This window comes from Ectothiorhodospiraceae bacterium 2226 (assembly GCA_013348725.1).
GTDB lineage: Bacteria > Pseudomonadota > Gammaproteobacteria.
Genome location: CP054689.1, coordinates 621089 through 641462, shown reverse-complemented (window position 1 = coordinate 641462; position 20374 = coordinate 621089). Strand labels below are relative to the sequence as shown.

Here is a 20374-nt window from a genome sequence, read left to right as displayed (position 1 = left end):
GCGCCCGCGCTCGGCGCCGTGATCATTACCAAGGACGACGGTCGTAGGCAGCTGACGCCCCTGGTACCCACCGGAATCAAGGGGGCCGGTCCGCATTGCGGACGGGCCTTTTTCGTTTGGTCCTGTCACACGCGCGTAACAAACCCGCACTAAGGTGGCGCGCATGATTCGACCACCGGTTTTCCCATGAGCGATCTGCAAGCTGCCGGGGCGTCCGCCCCCTCCACCGCGCGACCCGCCTTGCCGGATGCCGCCGCCCGTCGGCGCCTGCGCCGCTGGCGCGGGGTCAAAGACTTGGTCGCCCGCTATGGCGTGGCGCTGGGTGGGTACAGCGTGATCGGCGCGCTGGCGCTGATCTTCGTCTACCTCATGAGCGAAGTGGTGCCCATGTTCCGCGCCGCCTCGATTACCCCGGTGGCGAGCTACACCGTGCCGGGCACGGGGCCGGCGCAGACCGCGTACCTCGCCATGGACCGGCACCGGGAGGTGGGCACGCGCTTCAGTCCGACGGGGCAGGTGACCTTCTTCGTGCCCGACACCGGGCGGGTGCTGGCCGAGCATGCCCTGCCGGTGCCCCAGGGGGTGGAGGTGGTGAGCGTGGCGGCGGCAGAGCCGCGCACCGGACTGCTGGCCTTCGGGCTCTCCGACGGTCGTGCGGTGGTGGTGCAGTATGCCTACGACATCAGCTATCCCGACGACGTGCGGCAGGTGAGCCCGCGGCTGGACTTTCCGCTGGGCGAGGAGCCGGTGGTCGTGGACGAGGGCGGCGCGGCGCTGGTGTCGCTCGCGGTGCAGGAAGGCACGCGCGGCACCACGGTCGCGGCAGTGACCGCCGACCGGCGCCTGCTGCTGGTGCAGTACACCGCCACCACCTCGTTCATGACCGGCGAGACCGTCACCCGCCGCGCGAGCTACGTGTTGCCCGCGCCGCCCGCCTCGGCCACGCGCCTGCTGGTGGACGGCGCCATGCGCAACCTTTACGTCGGCGACGCCGAGGGCATGCTGCACTATTACGACGTGAGCAACCCGGCCCAGGCGCGCCTGGTGGATAGCCGCCGCGTGCTGACGCGGGAGGACGCCTCGGTGACGGCGCTGGAGTTTGTGCTCGGCACCGTGTCGATCATTGTCGGCGGCTCCGAGGGCAGCGTGTCGCAGTGGTTTTTGGTGCGCGGCGCCGACAACCTCGGCCGCCTCGCGCATGTGCGCAGCTTCCCGGCCCACGGGGCCGCGGTGACCACCATCGTCCCGGAGCATGCGCGCAAGGGCTTCGCCACCGCCGATGCCGAGGGCGAGGTGGCGCTGCACTACCCGACCTCGGCGCGCACCGTGCTGCGTCAGCGCCTCGCCGAGGCCCCGATCGCGGGGCTGGCCATCGCGCCGCGCAACAACGGACTGTTCGTGCTGGAGGCCGACAATACCCTCCAGTACCACCGCCTCAGCAACCCGCACCCGGAGATATCCTTCAGCGCGTTGTGGCGCAAGGTCTGGTACGAGGGGCGCGGCGGTCCCGACTATGTGTGGCAGTCCTCCTCGGCCACCGACGAGTTCGAGCCCAAGTTCAGCCTGGTGCCGCTCAGTCTGGGCACGCTGAAGGCGGCGTTCTACGCCATGCTGTTCGCCATGCCGCTGGCGATCATGGGCGCGATTTATACCGCGTACTTCATGAGCCCCAAGATGCGCGGCGCGGTGAAGCCGACCATCGAGATCATGGAGGCGCTGCCGACCGTGATCCTCGGTTTCCTCGCCGGGCTGTGGCTGGCGCCGTTCCTGGAGAATCACCTGCCGGCGGTGTTCAGCGTGCTGTTGCTGATGCCGCTCGGGATGCTCGCGCTGGCCTTCGGCTGGACGCGGCTGCCGGCCGGGCTGCGCCACGCCATCCCCGGTGGCTGGGAGGCCGCGCTGCTCATCCCGGTGGTGCTCGCGGTGGGCTGGGTGAGCGTGCAGCTGAGCCCGCTGCTGGAGGTCTGGTTCTTCGACGGCAGCATGCGCCAGTGGCTCACCGATGTCGGCATCACCTACGACCAGCGTAACGCCATGGTGGTGGGCATCGCGATGGGCTTTGCGGTCATCCCGACCATCTTCTCCATCGCCGAGGACGCCATCTTCAACGTGCCCAAGCACCTCACGCAGGGCTCGCTCGCGCTCGGTGCCACGCCCTGGCAGACGGTGACGCGCGTGGTGCTGCTCACCGCGAGCCCCGGCATCTTCTCGGCGGTGATGATCGGCTTCGGCCGCGCGGTGGGCGAGACCATGATCGTGCTCATGGCGACCGGCAACAGCCCGATCGTCAACTTCAACATCTTCGAGGGCATGCGCACGCTGTCGGCGAATATCGCCGTGGAGATGCCGGAGACGGCGGTGGGCAGTTCGCACTTCCGCATCCTGTTCCTCGCCGCGCTGGTGTTGTTCGCGCTCACCTTCCTGGTCAATACCGTCGCCGAAGTGGTGCGGCAGCGCATGCGTCGCAAGTACGCGGCGTTGTAAGGGGATAGCACGTGAAAGACTGGTTCAAGAGTGGTGCCCCCTGGATCTGGCTGCACGCCGGTGCGGTCGCCATCAGTGTGGTGATGGTGGTCGGCCTGCTGCTGTTGATCGGGGTGCGCGGCTTGGGGCACTTCTGGCCCGCCACGGTGTATGAGTTCGACTACCGGCAGCCGGGCGGCGAGAGCGTGCGCGTGCTCGGCGAGCTTTCGCGCAGCGAGACGGTGACCGCCGCGGCGCTGCGCGAGGCCGGTTTTTCGGTGCCCGAGGGTCAGGAGGTGGTCCAGCGCCACCTCATCAAGATGGGCAACCGCGACCTGACGGGGCGCGATTTCGGCTGGTTCATCGGCGACCTGATCGACGCGTGGCGCACGCCCGGTCCAGCGGTGGTGATGGAGCGCACCGAGTGGGGCAACTTCTACGGCTACCTGGTGGCGGTGAAGGAGGCCGGCAGCGAGGTCGCGCAGGGCGAGGCGGCGTGGCCGGAGTTTCAGGCCCGCCTGGCGCGCGCCAATGCGCTGGCCGAGGAGATCCGCCGCATCGAGCGCTACGAGATCGGCGCGGTGAACCACCGCATGGAACGCCTGCGCCTCGATGAGCGCCGTTTGGAACTCGATCGCGGACTCGATGCGCTGACGCGGGAGGCGCGCCGTGCCGAGATCGCGGCGCAGCGCGAGGCGCTGCACGGCGAGTACGCGGCGTTTCAGGAGCGCTTGGATGCGCTGAACGATGCCGCGCGGCGCGACAGCGTGGTGACGCAGACCGCCGACGGGCGCAGCCTCGAGCAGCCGCTCGCCCACATCGTGCGCGCCTGGCAACCGAACGCCATGGGGCCGGTCGCGAAGACCGGCCACTATGCGCGGAGCCTATGGGGCTTTCTCGCCGGCACACCGCGCGAGGCCAACACCGAGGGCGGTATCTTTCCGGCCATTTTCGGCACGGTGCTGATGGTGATCCTGATGTCGATCGTGGTCACGCCGCTCGGCGTGCTGGCCGCGATCTACCTGCGCGAGTACGCCAAGCAGGGCGCGGTGACGCGCATGATCCGCATCTCGGTGAACAACCTCGCCGGCGTGCCGTCGATCGTGTTCGGCGTGTTCGGTCTGGGCTTCTTCGTGTACTTCCTGGGCGGCAACCTCGATCGGCTGTTCTATCCCGAGGCGCTGCCTTCGCCGACCTTCGGCACGCCCGGCCTGATGTGGGCCTCGCTCACCCTGGCGCTGCTCACCCTGCCGGTGGTGATCGTAGCCACCGAGGAAGGCCTCTCGCGCATCCCGCGCAGTATTCGCGAGGGCAGCCTGGCGCTCGGCGCCACCAAGGCCGAGACGCTGTGGAAGACCGTAGTGCCGCTGGCCGCGCCGGCCATGATGACCGGGCTGATCCTGGCGGTGGCGCGCGCCGCGGGCGAGGTGGCGCCGCTGATGCTGGTCGGCGTGGTGAAGCTCGCGCCGAACCTGCCGGTGGACGGCAACTTCCCTTACCTGCACCTGGAGCGCAAGTTCATGCACCTGGGCTTCCACATCTTCGACGTGGGCTTCCAGAGCCCGAACGTGGAGGCCGCGCGTCCCTTGGTGTACGCCACCGCGCTGACCCTGGTGGCCATTATCGTGGTGCTGAACCTGACCGCCATCGGTATCCGTAATCACCTGCGCGAGAAGTACCGCGCCGAGAGCGACTGACGCGCCGGCCGTGCGCGAGGAGCAAGACATGAACGATCAGACCCTACCCGCGGCCCAGGCCGATCTGAAGCCACGGTTCTTCGAGGGCGGCACGCGCAAGAAGCGGTTGCGCCTCGCCGACGAGGCGCCGGGGCTGGAAGTGAAGGGCCTCAATCTCTACTACGGCGAGACGCACGCGCTGCGCAACGTGACGCTCACCATTCCCGCCAAGCGCGTGACGGCCTTCATCGGGCCGAGCGGCTGCGGCAAGTCCACCCTGCTGCGCTGTTTCAACCGCATGAACGACCTGGTGGACAACTGCCGCATCGAGGGCGAGGTACTGATCGACGGCGCCAACATCTACGACAAGGGCGTGGACGTGGCCGAGCTGCGTCGGCGCGTCGGGATGGTGTTCCAGAAGCCCAACCCGTTTCCCAAGTCCATCTACGAGAATGTGGCCTACGGGCTGCGCATCCAGGGCGTGCGCAACCGCCGCGTGCTGGACGAGGTGGTGGAGCAATCGCTGCGCCGCGCGGCGCTGTGGGACGAGGTGAAGGACCGTCTGCACGAGAACGCCTTCGGCCTGTCCGGCGGTCAGCAGCAGCGTCTGGTGATCGCGCGCGCGGTGGCCATCGAGCCGGAGGTGATCCTGCTCGACGAACCGGCCTCGGCCCTGGACCCGATCTCCACCGCCAAGATCGAGGAGCTGATCTACGAGCTCAAGCAGCAGTACACCATCGTCATCGTCACGCACAACATGCAGCAGGCGGCGCGCGTGTCGGACTACACGGCCTATATGTACCTCGGCGAGATGGTGGAGTTCGACGACACGCTCACGCTGTTCACCAATCCGCGCAAGAAGGCGACGGAAGACTACATCACGGGCCGCTACGGCTGAGGCGAGTCACATGGACACAATGAATCTCGGGCAGCACATTTCCAAGCAGTTCAACGAAGAACTGGAAGACGTGCGCAACCGCGTGCTCGCCATGGGCGGGCTGGTGGAAAAGCAGATCAACGAAGCGGTGACGGCACTGGTGGCCGGCGACAAGGAGCTCGCGAGTGCGGTGATCAACGGCGATCTACAGGTCAACGCCTTCGAGGTGGAGATCGACGAGGAGTGCGCGCAGATTCTCGCGCGCCGCCAGCCCACCGCCAGCGACCTGCGCCTGATCGTTGCCATCATCAAGACCATCACCGACCTCGAGCGCATCGGCGATCAGGCCGAGAAGGTCGCGCGCATGGGCCTGCACCTGGCCGAATTGGAGCGGCCGAAGACGCAGTACGTCGAGCTGCGCGCGATGGGCGAGCGGGTGGTGCACATGGTGCGTGGCGCGCTGGACGCCTTCGCGCGTACCGACGTGGAGGCCGCGCTCGCGGTGGTGAAGTCCGATGTCGGTGTCGACAGCGAGTACGAGGCCATCAGTCGGCAGATGATCACCTTCATGATGGAGGACCCACGCGCCATCACCCGCTGTCTCGACGTGCTGTGGGCGGCGCGCGCGCTGGAGCGCATCGGCGATCACACGCGCAACATGTGCGAGTACATCATCTATCTGGTGAAGGGCAAGGACGTGCGCCACGTCAGCCTGGAGCAGATGGAGCGGGCGGCGCTGGAGGAGCGCGGCTGACCAACGGCTTCCTGAGCCTGCCCTCGGCGCGGCTAGCATCATCAGGCTTTGGCGTCGGGATAATCTGCTAGGCGACCGCCGCGCGCGTGGCCTCTGGCCATATGGCGCGCACGCCCCGCGTGCGCGCTCGGCCACCATCGCGACCGAACAAGAAGACGGCGGCGTCATCGGTGCTTGAGCCGCGCGTCACGCAATCTTCATCGCCCCGTCACCCAACCTGCACATGCGTTGCTCATCCTAGCCGCCGTTGGGGCCGCCCGGCCCCTACTACGCGGAACTAGGAGAGAACAATGCGAAGCAAGATGATGGCACTGGCGCTGGCGGCGGCGACCGCAGCCCCTGCCGCGGCCGTGGCCGAGGTTTCCCTCTACGGGCGTGCGCACGTGTCGGTCGATCACCTGGACGATGGCGCCGATAGCGGCCTCAACGTCTCCAGCAACTCCAGCCGCCTCGGCTTCAAAGCCGACCGCGAACTGCCGCAGGGCATGAAGGCCCTGATGCAGATCGAGCAGGAGGTGCGCTTCGACCAGACCGGGACCAACTTCGCCACGCGCGACACCTTCGCCGGTTTGTCGGGCGACTTCGGCTTGGTACGTCTGGGATACATGGACACGCCGCTGAAAGGTATCCGCAGCCGCACCGACCTATTCGGCGATCAGATCGGCGACGCCCGCAACCTGACGCGTTTGTCCGAACTCGGCGCGGACTTCGATACGCGCTTTCGTAACGGCATCCACTATCGCACGCCGGCGATGGGCGGGCTGACGGCGGACCTGCACTACGCGACCAACAACGCGGCGACCAGCAATCCGCCCGATGACGAGAACAGCGCCTGGAGCGCTGCGCTCACCTACCGCGTCGGCGGCACCTACCTTGCGATCGCCCACGAAGACAACGAGGCCAACGACTTCAATGCGACACGCTTAGGCGCCTACCAGGACTTCGGCGCCTTCCGCGTGACCGGCCTCGTGCAGCGCGCCGACATCGGTTACGACGTGGACACTTACGGTATCGGTCTGCGCTACAAGATGGGTAACACCTCGCTGAAGACGCAGTACTACGTGCTGAGTTCGGATCAGGCCGACGCCGACGCCGCCATGCTCGCGTTGGGTGTGGACTACCAGCTCGATCGCGCCACACGCGTGTACGCGGCGATGGCCATGACACGCAATGACGACAATGCCGCGTTTCGGATGTCGCGTGGCGGCCACGGCGTGAGCCCCGCCACGGTGACGGGCGAGACGGCGCGTGGCGTCAGCGTGGGCATGATGTACAACTTCTAGACCCTTGCGGGTCACCCGATCCAAAACAACCAGGCGCAGGGACGCGCCCTCCGCCAAGGATGGCACCTGTGCCCGCACGATGGCGGGCTTTTTTTCCTGTCGCTGAACCTTCATCCGCGCGACGTCGCCGTGTCATCTCACGCCTCGACACTTGCCGCATCGCAATCGCAATGTACCGACGCCCGGCCGAGCCGGGCGACAGCAAGAGGAAGTCGATCCATGAATGTCATGCCGAAACACATCCGGACCCCGCTCGGGACACCGCTGCGGGTGCGGGGACTGCAGCCGACCGAAATGCACGCCGTTCTCGATCTGCGCATGCGCGATGCGCGCGCGCAAGGCGCAGGCGGGAATGTCGAGTACCTCTGCCGCGATGCGCTCGATCCCTTCGCACATCACCTGGTGGTGGAAGGCGAGGGCGGCGCACTGCTCGGCGCGGCGCGCGTGCTGGCACCGGCGGACGCGTTGAGCGCGGGTGGTAGCTTCGTCGAAGCCTTGTTCAACCTCGGCGCATGGCGCGAGGCGCCCCCCTCGTTGGAGCTAAGCTGGCCGGTGCTGGCCGCCGGACCGGACCGGCTCGCGGTGGCGGCGCTGCTGATAGAGGCGGTGCTGCGCTACGCCCGGCGCCTGAACCTCGCGCACCTGCTCCTGTGCGTGCACCTCTCGCCGACCGAACTCGGCGCCTTGCGGTGCGGCGGCGCGCCGGTCTGGATGCCGGCCTTGCTGCGCATGCGCCCCTGGGCCGGAACGCCGAGCCTCACGCGGGAGGCGCGCGGCGAGGTGTCTCCCTGGGTGGGACGCCTGCTCGTGGAAGGGGCGCGTGTGTGCGGCGAACCGGCGTGGGATCCGGCATTGCGGCGCGCGGTGCTGCCGATGTGGCTGGAGATCGGGGCACGCACCTCGCGGAGGTGCGCATGAGCACCTCGGTCAGTGTGGTGCTCGACTATCCGGCGCTGGGCTACATCGTGGGCCGGGCCCATGCCGCCGACGATGAGGGGTTTGAGATGACGAGCGTGCCGGTGCACCTGCCGCGCGGTGCACGTGTGTGCGCCGCGCTGGTGGCGCGCGGGTGGTCGTCGCGCGCGTGGAGGCGTTGGCATACCCGGGCGCTCACGGTCTGACGCTCAAGGTGGCGGCGCAAGATCTGCCGATTTGGTCCGCCGAGCGCCGCTGAGCCGGGCATGCGCCGCACTGCGCGGCGCCGCTGCGGATCGCGCCGCCTAGGCGCTCCTACTCCCTCGCCCGCGCGTTGCGGGACGTCTAGCGCGTCGGCCGTAGCTCCAGCCGCTCCAGCATGGCACCGGCGGCCGAGGCCGGCTCGAGCAGGGCGTCGAGTTCGGTCAGTGCCTCGGGCTCCAGCGCGCCGGCCGCGGCGGCGAGCTGCAGCTGGTTGAGCAGGTAGTCGAAGCGCGCGTTCATCCACTCGGCGTGGGCGACGAACACTTGCTGCAGGGCGTCCAGCACGTCGATGTTGGTGCGCACGCCGACCTCGGCGCCGCGCTGCGTCGAGCGCAGCGCGCTCTCCGCCGACCGCACCGCCTGCTCCAGGGCCTGCAGCCGCGCGTGCCCCGCGGTGGTGCGCATGAAGGCGCTGCGCGCCTCCAGTTCCGCCTGCTCCGTCAGGTTCTGCAGCGCTGCCCGCTCGGCCGCCAGGTTGCGGGTGACCTCGCGCACGCGGGCCTGCTCGGCGCCGCCGGAGTAGAGCGGGATGTTGAGCTGCAGACCGACATGGGCCTCGCGCGTGTCGCTGGAGATGCCGCCGAACTGCTGGCCGCGACGGTCGGTGTAGCCCGCCACGGCGTCCAGGCGCGGCTGAGCCAGCCCCCGGCTGCGCGCGATCTCCGTCTCGGCGATCGCCACCGCCTGCTGCTGCAGGCGCACTTCGATGTTCTCGCTGCGTGCGCGCTCCATCCAGTTGCCGACCTCGCCCGGCGGCGTCGGCAGCGGCTCGCTGGTCAGGTGCAGCAGGCGCCCCACCGGGCGTCCCAGCACGCGTGCCAGCGCGTGGCGGCGGATCTCGAGTTCGGTCTCGGCCTCGATGCGCTGCGCGCGCGCAAGGTCGGCGCGTGCCTCGGCCTCGTTGACGTCCACCGCTGTCACCTGGCCGAGCTCGAAGGCGCGCCGCGCCCGTTCCTGCTGGGCGGTGATGGCGCGCTCACCTGCCTCGGCGGTGGCCAGTTGTTCGGCGGCCGCGAGCACCGCGAAGTAGCTGGAGGCGACCCGCAGCAGGAGTTCCTGCTCGGCACCGGCCAGCGCGACGGATGCCTGCTCGGCACCGGCGCGGCTCTGGCGCAGTTGCTCACGCGCGGGCCGGTCGTACAGCGGCTGCACCACGTTCAGGCCCATGCCGCGACTGGTAAAGGTGCGGTCCAGTTCGCCGTTGTCCTCGTCGCCGCCGAGGCGGATGTTCGAGTGCCGCCGGCTGACGTCGGCAGTGGCCGAGACCTGCGGCAGCAGGCCGGCGCGTGCCTGCGGGATGCGCTCGCCGGCGGCGGCCGCGCGATGCTCCGCACCGGCCAGTTGCGGATCGCGCTCGCGCGCTATCTGGTACGCCTCGCTCAGCGAGAGGCCGTTCTCCTGCGCGAGGGCCGCCGGCGGGCCGCCCAGACACAGCAGCCCGAGCGTCAGCCCGAGGGCGCGGTAGGAGTTTTTGTTGTTTTGTCGCGGGCGACTCATGCCTCGGCCTCCGTGGATACACGTTCGAGTTGGCGCTGCTCGCGGTGGCGCTCGATGAGGGAGTAGACCACCGGGACCACCACCAGGGCGAGCAGGGTGGAGCTGATCATGCCGCCGATCACCGCCACCGACAGCGGGCCGACGGTGGCTCCGCCGGCGCCCCAACCCGCCGCGGCCGGCATGAGCGCGAGGATCAGCGTGAGCGAGGTCATCAGGATCGGGCGCATGCGGATCGGACAGGCCTCGCGCAGCGCGTCGTCCACCGACTTGCCCTCGGCACGCAGCTGGTTGGTGAGGTCCACCAGCAGGATGGAGTTCTTCGCTACCAGACCGATGAGCAGGATCATGCCGATCATCGAGTAGATGTTCAGCGTGTGGCCGGTGGCCCACAGCGCCACCAGGCCGCCGATTACCGCGAGCGGCTGCGCCATCATGATGATGAAGGGTTGGATGAAGGAGTTGAACTGGCTCGCCAGCACCATGAACACCAGGATGGTGGCCACCAGCAGCACGAAGATGACGTAGTTAATGGTGCGCCCGAATTCCTCGGCCTGCCCGGTCATGCGCACGGTGTAGCCGAGCGGCAGCACCTCGGCCGCCACCCGCTCCACGTGGTCCACGGCATCGCCGAGCGGCAGGTCCGGATTGGCGTAGAAGTTCGCCGCATACTGCAGGCTGTGGCGTCCCACCACCGCGGGGCCGACCTCCTCGTGGAACTGCGCCACGGTGTCGAGGCGCACCATCTCGCCCTGCGCGCTGCGCAGCCAGATTGCGGAGAGGTCATCCGGCTGTTGGAAGCTGCCCTCCACGGCCTTCAGGCGAATGTCGTAGCGCTCACCGTCGCCCGGCTCATCGTTGTACTTGGCGACGTCCAGGCCGCCCGCCAGTACGTTGGCCGCCTGCGCCACGTCGCGCGCGGACAGTCCCAGCGAGGCGGCGCGCTCGCGGTCCACGTCCAGCACCAGCTGGGGCAGATCGAGCTGCAGGTCGAGGTCGATGCGGCCCATGCCGTCGATGGCCGAGAGGCGCTCCTGGATGGCCTGCGAGTACTCGGCCACCTCGGTGAGATTCGGGCCGCGCACCACGAACTGCAGCGGCTCGCCGCGCTGGCCGCCGACCATCGGAATCGGCCCGGCGAAGGCGCGCACGCCGGGGATCTGCGCGAGTTCGGCGTTCACCGCGGCGATCAGCTCCTGCTGCGACTGATCGCGCTCGGCGTGCGGGAGCATGCGCACCACGGCGATGCCCTGATTGGCCTGGCCGCGGTCGCCGAGCCCGATGGCGGTGAAGTAGTTGCGCACCGAGGGTTGCTTGGCGATGACGTCCTCGACCAAGCGCAGGCGCCCGTCGGTGTAGTCGATGCCGGCGCCGAGCGGCGCGCGCAGCATGATGATGAACTGGCCCTCGTCCTCCTCGGGCAGGAAGGCCTTGCCGACGTTGGCGAAGAACCAGCCGCTGGAGAGCACGATGACCGTGGCGATGGCGATGGTGGTCCAGCGCCAGTCGAGGGCGTGGTTCAGCAGCCAGCGGTAGCCGTTGTCGAGCCGCCGGAAGCCGTTCTCCAGCACGTGGTACACGCGCCCGTGCTGGGGCTGCACGCGCAGGAAGCGCGCGCACAGCGCCGGCGTGAGGGTGACCGCCACGAAGTAGGAAATGAGCACGCCCACCGCCACCACGATGGCGAACGATTCGAAGAACCGCCCGATGATGCCGCCCATGAACACCACCGGCGCGAAGATCGCCACCAGCGAGAGCGTGGTGGCGAGCACCGCGAACACCACCTGCTTGGTTCCCGAGAGCGCGCCCTTGATCGGGTCGGGCTCGATGGTCTCGCGATGTCGGTAGATGTTTTCCAACACCACGATGGCGTCGTCCACCACCACGCCGATGAGGAGCAGCAGGGCGAGCAGGGTGAGGGTGTTGAAGGTGAAGCCGAAGAAGTACATCACCGCCACCGCGCCGAGCAGCGACACCGGGATCGCGGTCGCGACGATCAGCGTGGCGCGGAAGTTCTTCAGGAACACCCACACCACCAGCGCGGCGAGCAGCGTGCCCAGGATGATCTTGTCGAGCAGGGCGTAGATCATCTCCAGCACGAACACCGACTGGTCGGAGGCGATCTCCAGGCGCAGCCCCGGCGGCAACTGCGGACGAATCTCGGCATCCAGGCGCTCGCGCACCGTGTTGGCGATGGCCACCGTGTTGCTGCCCGGCACCTTCACGATGCCCAGGCCCACCGAGGGCTCGCCGTTGAAGCGCGCCAGACGCCGGAAATCGGCCAGCCCGTCGCGCACCTCGGCCACCTCGCGCAGGCGCACATTGGCGCCGTCGCGGTGAGCGATCACCATCTCCTCGAGTTCGCGCACGCTGTGGAACTCGAGGTCGAGCTTGAGCAGGCGCTCGGTCTGGCCGGAGGTGAGGAAGCCGCCCGGCAGCTGCAGGTGCTCGCGCTGAAAGGCGGCGATCAGGTCCTGCACCGTGAGGTCGTATTGGGTCAGGCGCTCGGGATAAAGCTCCACGCGGATGGTGCGCTGCAGGCCGCCGCCCATGCGCACCTCGCCCACGCCGTCGATGGTCTCGAGCTGTTTGCGCACCACGTTGCGCGCGTACTGGCTGAGCTGCTGCTGGGTACGGTCGCCCTGCAGTACCACCCACATGATGGGCGAGGCGTCGGCCTCCACCTTCGCCACCACCGGCGGATCGGCGTCGGTGGGCAGTTGGCGCAGCACCTGATTGACCTTCGATTGCACCTCGTTGAAGGCGACGTCGATGTCCTTGTCGAGGTTGAAGGTCACCACCACGATGGAGGTGCCGGGCGAGGAGGTCGACTGCACGCTGTCGATGCCCGGCACGCTGTTCACCGCCGATTCGAGGATGGTGGTGACGCTCGCGTCGATCACCTCGGGGTTGGCGCCCGGCACCACGGTGGTGACCGACACCACCGGGAAGTCGATGGTCGGGAAGCGGTCGACGCCGAGCTCGCGCATGGCCACCAGGCCGAACAGCACCAGCACCGCGCTCAGCATGTAGGCGAAGACGCGGCGGTGGACGGAAATCTCGGGCAGGTTCATGAACTCACCTCGCGCACCGGCGCGCCGTCCGTCAAGAAGCCCGCGCCGTCGGTGACCACGCGCTCACCGGCCTGCAGCCCCTCCAGGATCTCCACGTGACCGTTCTGGCGCTGCCCGGGGCGCACCACCCGCTGTGCCGCGCGGCCCTCCTCGATCACGTACACCACGTAGCCGGCCGGGCGTTGCACCACCGCCAGCTCGGGTACCAACACGGCGTCGGCGCGTTCGGAGAGGTTCACGGTTCCGGTGACGCTCGCACCGGGTCGCCAGCCACCCGGATTGGGAAACTCCGCGATGACGGTCACCGCGCGCGAGGCGGTGCCGATGCTCGGGCGCAGCTCGGTGATGGTGCCGTCGATGCGCTGCTCGGGCGCGGCCGGCGAGGCGAGTTCCACGGTCAGCCCCGGGCGCAGGCGGGTCGCCACGCGCTCGGGAAAGGGCAGGTGAACCCGCAGCACCTGGTCGGTGGAGATGCGGTACAAGGGCGCGCCGGTGCCGACCCACTCGCCGGGGCTGGCGCGGCGCTCCTCCACGGTGCCGTCGACGGGCGAGACGATGCGCGTGCGGGCGATGTCGCGTTCGGCGCGCGCATGCTCGGCCCGCGCGCCCTCGAGTTGGCGCTCCAGCGCACTTAGCTGCGCCTCGGTATCGTCCAGCATGCTCTGCGAAATGAAGTTCTCGGCCAGCAGTTCACGGTTGCGTTCGACCTGGCGGCGCTGGTTCTCGATCAGGGTCTCCAGGCGCGCGATCTCGGCGCGCGCGCCGTCGCGCGCCAGGCGGTAGTCGCCTGGATCGAGCTCGGCCAGTAGCTGCCCCGCCCGCACCTGGTCGCCCTCGTCGGCGTGCAGGCGCAGGACACGCCCCGCGACCTCGGCGCCCACTGTGGGCGCCTCCTTGGCGGTCACGGTGCCGAGGCTGCGCTCGGTCAGGCGCACCGTGCCGGCCTGCGCCTCGGCCGCGCCCACGGCGGTGGCACGCGGTCCGTTGGCCGCGTTCTGCGCGGGTGCGTCGCCGTCGGTCCCGCAGGCCACCAGGGTGCCGCCGAGGGCGAGCGCCAAGGCCGTGGTCAGCAGGATTCGGTAACGGCGGGTCATGAGGCCTCCTTCGGTCTGCAGCCACCGAGCAGCAGATCCAGCGATAGCTTGTTATAGGTTTCGGGCGCATCCGCGAAGTCCACCCGGGGCAGGTGGCGCAGGATGTCGCGGGTTTGGAAGAAGAACACGTTGGCGCTCAGGATCAGCGTCGCCAGCAGCGCCGGCGGCACGGCGTCATCCAGCTCGCCGCAGCGCTGACCCTCGGCCACCAGCTCCACCAGGCGGGCGAAGCCGTCGGCGAACACGTCCTCGGCCAGGTGCCGCCCGTCGCTATGGCCGCGCTCCATCACCTCGCGCTGCAACAGGCGCGCATCGCGCTCGTTGTCGATCAGCGAGGCGAGGTGCATGGCCGCGAACCGGCGGATGCGCTCGCGCGGGCTGCCTTCCTCTTGCGACAGGCGCTCGATGGCCTCGCGCGAGGTGCGGCAGGCCGCCCGCAGCGCGGCGATGTAGAGCGCGTCCTTGGAGCTGAAGTGATGGAACACATTGGCCTTGCTCACACCGGCGCGACCCGCGACCGCGCTCATGGAGACGTGATCGAAGCCGTGCTCGGAGAACAACTCACAGGCCGCATCGAGGATGCGATCGACGGCACTGCAGCCGGCGGACTCGGGGGTTGGGGCCATGGATGCTACCCGCAAACGGTGAACGGACTGGCGCGGAGTATACTGACCGACCGGACGGTTAGCAATCGACCGCAAAAAAAAGGCGCGGCCGCACCGGCGACCGCGCCTCGGGGGCGCTACAGCTCGCGCCCCAGCATCTCCATGAGGGCCTTCTGCGCGTGCAGGCGGTTCTCGGCCTCGTCCCACACCACGCTCTGCGGGCCGTCGATGACCTCGGCGGCCACTTCCTCGCCGCGGTGAGCGGGCAGGCAGTGCATGAACAGCGCGCCCGGCGCGGTCTGTTGCATCAAGGTCTGCGTCACCTGGTAGTCGGCGAAGGCCAGCGCGCGCTTGGCCTGCTCCTCCTCCTGGCCCATGCTGGCCCACACGTCGGTGACCACCAGGTCGGCGCCGCGCGCCGCCTCCATGGGATCGCTGATGAGCTGCACGTTCTCGGCGCCGGAGAGCAGGATCTCGCGATCCGGCTCGTAGCCCACGGGGCAGGCGATGCGCAGCGTGAAATCGAACTGCCGCGCGGCGTGGATGTAGCTGTGGCACATGTTGTTGCCGTCGCCGATCCAGGCCACCGTCTTGCCCTCGATGGGGCCGCGGTGCTCGACGAAGGTCTGCACGTCGGCCAGCAGCTGACAGGGATGGAAGCGGTCGGTGAGGGCGTTGATAACCGGCACGCGCGAGCAGGCGGCGAAGCGCTCGATCTTCTCGTGCTCGTAGGTGCGGATCATGATGAGGTCGACCATGCGCGAGAGCACCCGCGCGCTGTCCTCGATCGGCTCGCCGCGCCCGAGCTGGGTGTCGCGTGGCGACAGGAAGATCGCCGAGCCGCCGAACTGGATCATGCCGGTCTCGAACGACACCCGCGTGCGGGTGGAGGACTTCTCGAACACCATGCCGAGCACCTTGTTCTTGAGCGGCTCGTAGGGCTCGCCCTTGCGCAGCATGGCCTTCAGCTCGATGGCGCGGGCGATGAGACCCTTGAGCTCGGACTTCTCCAGGTCGAGCAGGGTGAGGAAGTGGCGCATGGTGTTACCCCTTGTTCTCTTGCAGGAAGCGGGCGATCAGCGCGCTGACCTGCTGCACGATTGCGTCCGCCTCCTGATCGCTGATGATGAGCGGCGGCAACAGACGCACCACGCGCTCGGCGGTGACGTTGATGAGCAGGCCCTCGTCCAGGGCCATGCGCACCAGCGCGCCGCACGGACGGTCCAGCACGATGCCGAGCATCAGTCCCTGGCCCCGTACCTCGACCACGCCCGCCGTGTCGGCCAGCGCCTCGCGCAGGCCCTGCGTCATGCGTGCGCCGAGCGCGCCGGCCCGCGCCGCGAGATCCTCGCGCTCGAGGGTATCCACCACCGCCTGCGCCGCGCTGCAGACGAGCGGGTTGCCGCCGAAGGTGGAGCCATGGTTGCCCGGCTGGAAGACCTCGGCCGCCTCGCCGCGCGCCAGACACGCGCCGATGGGCACGCCGTTGCCGAGGCCCTTGGCGAGCGTCATCACGTCGGGGGCGATGCCGCTGTGCTGATGCGCGAACCAGCGCCCGGTGCGGCACATGCCGGTCTGCACCTCGTCCACCATCAGCAGCCAGCCGTGGCGGTCACACAGCGCGCGCAGGCCGGGTAGGTAGCCCTCGGACGGGACGCGGATACCGCCCTCGCCGGTAATCGGCTCGACCAGTACAGCGACCACATAAGGGTCCACGCCGGCGATGTTCTCGATCGCCGTCAGATCGTCGAAGGGCACGCGCAAGAAGCCCTGCGGCAGCGGTTCGAAGCCGGCCTGGATTTTGGCGTTGCCGGTGGCGGTCAGCGTGGCGAGCGTGCGGCCGTGGAAGGCGCCCTGGGTGACGACGATGGTCGGCTGCGCGATGCCGCGGCGGTGGCCGTGTAGGCGTGCGAGTTTGATCGCCGCCTCGTTGGCCTCGGCGCCGGAGTTGCAGAAGAAGGCCTTGTCCATGCCGGCCAGGCGCGTGAGCGCCGCGCCCAGCGTCGCCTGACGCGGGATGCCGTACAGATTCGACGTGTGCAGCAATGCGCCGGCCTGACGCGCGATGGCCTCGGTAACGGCCGGATGGGCATGGCCCAGGCCGCACACCGCAATGCCGGACAGCGCGTCCAGGTAACGCCGCCCCTCGGTGTCCCACAGCCAGGCGCCCTCGCCATGGGAAAAACTCACCGGGAGGCGCGCGTAGGTGTTCATCAACGCGTCGCTCATGCGCTCATCACTCGCTCGCAGCATAAAAAAGAAAATGGCAGCCCCACCCGAGGCCGCCATCGGCAACGAAAAGGCCGATTCTAGCGGTGGCGCACGCGCAGTGCAAACGCGCGCGGGCGGCGCTTATTGTGTTCCGGGTATCAGTGCCTTATGCTGCGAACCCAGCTGTGTGAGCCGCGTCCCAAACGCGCCCCGCCCAACGTTAAAGAACGATTACAACGCAGCAAGGAGAATAATCATGAAAAATCCGCTGGAGAGCATCGGCGGCACGATCATCCTCGGTATCGTGCTTTCGATCATCCTGGTGTTCGTCGCGCGCGCCATCGCCTGAACAGCCCACGAACAAGAACAATTGAATTAAGGGGATCGACTCATGGAACTGGATATCATGTCGCTGTTCCGCTGGCTGCATCTGCTGGCGGGTATCACCTGGATCGGCTTGCTGTACTACTTCAATCTGGTGCAGGTGCCCGCGCTGGCGGCCGCCGCGGCCGACACCGGCGGCCCGGGTGGCGCGGGCATCAGCAAGTACGTCGCGCCGCGCGCGCTGCTGTGGTTCCGCTGGTCGGCGGTGGTCACCTGGATTGCGGGCGCGGGCCTGCTGGGCGCCAATTTCGTCGGTGCCTTCACGCTCGGCATCGGCCAGGCCAACCCCTACCTCACCAACATCGGCATCGGCGCCTGGCTCGGCACCATCATGCTGATCAACGTGTGGGTGTTCATCTGGCCCAACCAGAAAAAGGTGCTCGGCCTGGTGTCCGCCACCGATGAGCAGAAGGCCCGCGCCCGGCGCGTGGCGCTGCTGGCCTCGCGCACCAACATGATGTTGTCCATCCCCATGCTGCTGTTCATGGGTGCGGCGGCGCACGGTCTGCCGTTCTGATCCGTTTCCCGGATCGGCGGCCCAGCCCGCCGATCCGGAACGGCAACGCGAAGCACTAAGAGAAAGGCCCGGCGCAAGCCGGGCTTTTTCCTTTTGGAAAGCAGAAAGGGCGCGAAGCGCAGCGCATTGCCCAACGGGGCGCAAATTACGAGAGAGCAGCCGGCGCATTGCGCTGCGCTTAATGCGCCCTACGACGCCTTGGATTCTATGTTTGGACTGCGTTATGCGAAGCCGCACGGTTGGACGCCGTCGCGGGGTGCCAGAGCAAGCCGAAAGGACGTAAAGTGCAGTCACTGTAGGGCGCAATAAGCGCAGCGCATTGCGCCAACGGGGTGCAAATCAAATCACGCGAGAGCGGCCGGCGCATTGCGCTGCGCTTAATGTGCCCTACGACGCCTTGCGCTGCGCTCACTGCAAAAAAGAGCCCGGTGGTAGCCGGGCTCTCGGTGATGCGACTGCAGCGCTGGCTTACGCGCCGAGGTTCTTGGCGGCGAACTCCCAGTTCACGATGTTCCAGAAGTGCTTCAGGTACTCGGGCCGGGCGTTGCGGTAGTCGATGTAGTAGGCGTGCTCCCACACGTCCACCGTCAGCAGCGGCTTGATCCCTTTCGTAATGGGCGTGCCGGCGTTGCTGGTGTCCTCGATGGCGAGCGTGCCGTCGCTGCGCTTGACCAGCCAGGTCCAGCCGGAGCCGAAGTTCTTGGTGGCGCGTTCGGCAAACTGGTCGCGGAACTGCTGCGCCGAGCCGAAATCGCGGTTGATGGCATCGGCCAGATCGCCTTGCGGATCGCCGCCGCCGTTGGGGCTCAGGCACTGCCAGAAGAAGGTGTGGTTCCAGACCTGGGCGGCGTTGTTGAACAGCGGGCCGGGCTGGGCGTTTTTCACGACGGTCTCGAGCGGCGCGTCCTCAAACTCAGTGCCCTGAATGAGCTTATTCAGCGTGTCGACGTAGGTCTTGTGGTGCTTGCCGTGGTGGAACTCCAGGGTCTCGGCCGACATGTGCGGCGCGAGTGCATCCTTGGCGTACGGGAGTTCGGGCAGTTTGTGTTCCATGCATACCTCCTTATGCTGGGTGTTGTCAGGCGGAGCGGAGTCGACGCGGCGCAGGCCAGGGACAGAGACGGGCGCCCGCGTGAGAACATAGTATTGTACACCCCGGCTGGGGGTGACGCAGAAAGGCGAGGCTGTCGAGAGGCGATGGAAGCCATAGAACTGTCCCTGTTCGCGAGCCGCATCGAAGCGGTGTGCGAGGAAATGGGTGCGGCGCTACGCCGCGCCGCGGTGAGTCCCAACATCAAGGATCGGTTGGACTTTTCCTGCGCGGTGTTCGACGCCCAGGGCGAGCTGTGCGCGCAGGCCGCGCACATCCCGGTGCACCTGGGCAGCATGGCCTACGCGATGCGCGACGTGGTGCGGCGCGTGGACTGGTCGCGGGGCGACATGGTGATCCTGAACGATCCTTTCCTTGGCGGCACCCATCTGCCCGACGTGACCGTGGTGGCGCCGTTGTTCGAGGGAGGCGCCTGCGTCGCCTTCGTCGCCAACCGCGCCCACCACGCCGACATCGGCGCGAGCACGCCGGGATCCATGCCGCTGTCGACTTCATTGGAGGAGGAGGGGCTGGTGATCCCGCCCACCTTCATCCAGCGCGCGGGTGCGCCGGTGACCGAGGCCTTCCAGCGCATCGTCGGCGCCACCGGCCGCCCGGATGAGAGCGCGGCCGATTTTGCCGCGCAGATAAGCGCCAACCGCGTCGGCCTGACGCGTCTGCAGGCGCTGGTGCGGGGTCTCGGCGGCGGGCGCTTCGCGGCGGCGCTCGCGGAGCTGAACGCCTATGGGGAGCGCCTCGCGCGGGCGGCGCTGCGCGCGCTCCCGGCCGGGCGCTATGAGTACGTGGATTATCTGGACGACGACGGGTTGGGACAGCGCGACATTCCCATCGCGGCGACGCTGACCGTGGACGACGGCACGGTGGCGGTGGACTTCGCGGGCACCGCGGCGCAGGTGCGCGGCAACGTCAATTGCCCGCTGTCGGTGGCCGCCGCCGCGGTGTATTACTGCTTTCGCTGCCTGATGCCCGACTACACCCCCGCCTGCGCGGGCAGTTTTCGGCCCATCACCCTCAGCGCGCCGGAAGGCTCGCTGGTGAACGCCCGCCCGCCCGCCGCGGTGGCGGCCGGCAACGTGGAGACCAGCACGCGGGTGGTGGACGTGGTACTCGGTGCGCTCGCCAAGGCGCTGCCGGAGGCGGTCCCGGCGGCCAGCCACGGCAGTATGAACAACCTCGCCATGGGCGCGCGCGCGGCCGCGGCCGAGGGTGGCACCTGGGACTACTATGAAACCCTGGGTGGCGGCATGGGCGCGGGGCCGCGCGGCGGCGGCCTGGGCGGGGTGCAGACCCACATGACCAATACGCTGAATACCCCGGTGGAGGCGCTCGAGGCGCGCTACCCGGTGCGCGTGCTGCGCTACGCGCTGCGCCAGGGCTCGGGCGGTGCGGGGCGGCGCCCCGGCGGCGACGGCGTGGAGCGCGAGTATCTGTTCCTGGCGCCGGCCACCGTGACGCTGCTGACCGAGCGGCGGCGTTACGCCCCATGGGGCTTGGCGGGCGGCGCGCACGGCGCGCGCGGCGAGAACCTGCTCGACGGCGAGCCGTTGCCCGGCAAGTTCAGCGGCCGCGTCGCGGCGGGGCAGCGGCTTACGCTACGCACCCCGGGCGGCGGCGGCTGGGGCCCCGCGGCACAACAGGAGGACGCCTAGCAC

16 protein-coding genes are annotated in these 20374 nt (G+C 68.6%); 9 read left to right on the top strand and 7 right to left on the bottom strand.

Annotation, left to right across the window (positions count from 1 at the left end):
• Window positions 1-186 precede the first annotated feature (186 nt).
• The 7 genes from HUS23_02895 to HUS23_02865 all read left to right on the top strand — a co-directional run bounded on the left by HUS23_02895 (window position 187) and on the right by HUS23_02865 (window position 8174).
• Window positions 187-2484: an ABC transporter permease subunit gene (locus tag HUS23_02895; GenBank protein QKT02833.1), complete on the top strand. Its 2298-nt coding sequence runs from the start codon at window positions 187-189 to the stop codon at window positions 2482-2484.
• Window positions 2485-2495: 11 nt separating this feature from the next.
• Window positions 2496-4160: a phosphate ABC transporter permease PstA gene (pstA, locus tag HUS23_02890; GenBank protein ID QKT02832.1), complete on the top strand. Its 1665-nt coding sequence runs from the start codon at window positions 2496-2498 to the stop codon at window positions 4158-4160.
• Window positions 4161-4188: 28 nt separating this feature from the next.
• Window positions 4189-5037: a phosphate ABC transporter ATP-binding protein gene (locus HUS23_02885; protein QKT02831.1), complete on the top strand. Its 849-nt coding sequence runs from the start codon at window positions 4189-4191 to the stop codon at window positions 5035-5037.
• Window positions 5038-5047: 10 nt separating this feature from the next.
• The gene (phoU, locus tag HUS23_02880; GenBank protein QKT02830.1) at window positions 5048-5770 is read left to right on the top strand and encodes a phosphate signaling complex protein PhoU; all 723 of its coding nucleotides are present in this window, start codon (window positions 5048-5050) and stop codon (window positions 5768-5770) included.
• A 290-nt stretch (window positions 5771-6060) separates the two neighbouring features.
• On the top strand, window positions 6061-7053 hold the full coding sequence (locus tag HUS23_02875) for a porin (protein QKT02829.1): 993 nt from the start codon (window positions 6061-6063) through the stop codon (window positions 7051-7053).
• A 219-nt stretch (window positions 7054-7272) separates the two neighbouring features.
• Window positions 7273-7971 carry a hypothetical protein gene (locus tag HUS23_02870; GenBank protein ID QKT02828.1) on the top strand — a complete coding sequence of 233 codons (699 nt, stop codon included), beginning with the start codon at window positions 7273-7275 and terminating at the stop codon, window positions 7969-7971.
• Window positions 7968-8174: a hypothetical protein gene (locus tag HUS23_02865; protein ID QKT02827.1), complete on the top strand. Its 207-nt coding sequence runs from the start codon at window positions 7968-7970 to the stop codon at window positions 8172-8174. Before HUS23_02870 ends, HUS23_02865 begins: the two co-directional genes overlap by 4 nt.
• A 139-nt stretch (window positions 8175-8313) precedes the next feature.
• On the opposite strand, the gene HUS23_02860 is transcribed toward HUS23_02865, so the two are convergent.
• From HUS23_02860 to HUS23_02835, 6 genes are all read right to left on the bottom strand, one after another.
• A complete protein-coding gene (locus HUS23_02860) occupies window positions 8314-9729 on the bottom strand; it encodes a TolC family outer membrane protein (protein QKT02826.1) in 1416 nt (471 codons plus the stop codon).
• Window positions 9726-12800, bottom strand: a complete 3075-nt coding sequence (locus HUS23_02855; protein ID QKT02825.1) for an efflux RND transporter permease subunit — start codon at window positions 12798-12800, stop codon at window positions 9726-9728. The genes HUS23_02860 and HUS23_02855 overlap by 4 nt, the downstream gene beginning before the upstream one ends.
• Window positions 12797-13894: an efflux RND transporter periplasmic adaptor subunit gene (locus HUS23_02850; protein ID QKT02824.1), complete on the bottom strand. Its 1098-nt coding sequence runs from the start codon at window positions 13892-13894 to the stop codon at window positions 12797-12799. Before HUS23_02850 ends, HUS23_02855 begins: the two co-directional genes overlap by 4 nt.
• A complete protein-coding gene (locus tag HUS23_02845) occupies window positions 13891-14520 on the bottom strand; it encodes a TetR/AcrR family transcriptional regulator (protein ID QKT02823.1) in 630 nt (209 codons plus the stop codon). The genes HUS23_02850 and HUS23_02845 overlap by 4 nt, the downstream gene beginning before the upstream one ends.
• Before the next feature lie 116 nt (window positions 14521-14636).
• Entirely contained in the window at window positions 14637-15539 is a 903-nt protein-coding gene (gene argF, locus HUS23_02840; GenBank protein ID QKT02822.1) for an ornithine carbamoyltransferase, read from the bottom strand.
• A 4-nt stretch (window positions 15540-15543) separates the two neighbouring features.
• Complete coding sequence (locus HUS23_02835; protein QKT02821.1) at window positions 15544-16728, bottom strand: acetylornithine transaminase; 1185 nt, start codon at window positions 16726-16728, stop codon at window positions 15544-15546.
• Window positions 16729-17101: 373 nt separating this feature from the next.
• On the opposite strand from HUS23_02835, the gene HUS23_02830 reads away from it, so the two are divergent.
• A complete protein-coding gene (locus HUS23_02830; protein ID QKT02820.1) occupies window positions 17102-17611 on the top strand; it encodes a urate hydroxylase PuuD in 510 nt (169 codons plus the stop codon).
• A 468-nt stretch (window positions 17612-18079) separates the two neighbouring features.
• Here the strand turns inward: HUS23_02830 and HUS23_02825 are convergent, their stop codons facing one another.
• Window positions 18080-18664 carry a superoxide dismutase [Fe] gene (locus tag HUS23_02825; protein QKT02819.1) on the bottom strand — a complete coding sequence of 195 codons (585 nt, stop codon included), beginning with the start codon at window positions 18662-18664 and terminating at the stop codon, window positions 18080-18082.
• A gap of 144 nt (window positions 18665-18808) precedes the next feature.
• On the opposite strand from HUS23_02825, the gene HUS23_02820 reads away from it, so the two are divergent.
• Window positions 18809-20371, top strand: coding sequence for a hydantoinase B/oxoprolinase family protein (locus HUS23_02820; protein ID QKT02818.1), 1563 nt, complete (start codon window positions 18809-18811; stop codon window positions 20369-20371).
• Window positions 20372-20374: the final 3 nt, after the last annotated feature.

Bases quoted from the DNA above. Each gene is read 5' to 3' on its own strand.
- phoU (QKT02830.1), top strand. From the start codon at position 5,048: ATGGACACAATGAATCTCGGGCAGCACATTTCCAAGCAGTTCAACGAA.
- HUS23_02860 (QKT02826.1), bottom strand. From the start codon at position 9,729: ATGAGTCGCCCGCGACAAAACAACAAAAACTCCTACCGCGCCCTCGGG.
- HUS23_02885 (QKT02831.1), top strand. From the start codon at position 4,189: ATGAACGATCAGACCCTACCCGCGGCCCAGGCCGATCTGAAGCCACGG.
- HUS23_02845 (QKT02823.1), bottom strand. From the start codon at position 14,520: ATGGCCCCAACCCCCGAGTCCGCCGGCTGCAGTGCCGTCGATCGCATC.
- HUS23_02870 (QKT02828.1), top strand. From the start codon at position 7,273: ATGAATGTCATGCCGAAACACATCCGGACCCCGCTCGGGACACCGCTG.
- HUS23_02865 (QKT02827.1), top strand. From the start codon at position 7,968: ATGAGCACCTCGGTCAGTGTGGTGCTCGACTATCCGGCGCTGGGCTAC.
- HUS23_02820 (QKT02818.1), top strand. From the start codon at position 18,809: ATGGAAGCCATAGAACTGTCCCTGTTCGCGAGCCGCATCGAAGCGGTG.
- HUS23_02830 (QKT02820.1), top strand. From the start codon at position 17,102: ATGGAACTGGATATCATGTCGCTGTTCCGCTGGCTGCATCTGCTGGCG.
- HUS23_02895 (QKT02833.1), top strand. From the start codon at position 187: ATGAGCGATCTGCAAGCTGCCGGGGCGTCCGCCCCCTCCACCGCGCGA.
- HUS23_02855 (QKT02825.1), bottom strand. From the start codon at position 12,800: ATGAACCTGCCCGAGATTTCCGTCCACCGCCGCGTCTTCGCCTACATG.
- HUS23_02850 (QKT02824.1), bottom strand. From the start codon at position 13,894: ATGACCCGCCGTTACCGAATCCTGCTGACCACGGCCTTGGCGCTCGCC.
- argF (QKT02822.1), bottom strand. From the start codon at position 15,539: ATGCGCCACTTCCTCACCCTGCTCGACCTGGAGAAGTCCGAGCTCAAG.
- HUS23_02825 (QKT02819.1), bottom strand. From the start codon at position 18,664: ATGGAACACAAACTGCCCGAACTCCCGTACGCCAAGGATGCACTCGCG.
- HUS23_02875 (QKT02829.1), top strand. From the start codon at position 6,061: ATGCGAAGCAAGATGATGGCACTGGCGCTGGCGGCGGCGACCGCAGCC.
- HUS23_02835 (QKT02821.1), bottom strand. From the start codon at position 16,728: ATGAGCGACGCGTTGATGAACACCTACGCGCGCCTCCCGGTGAGTTTT.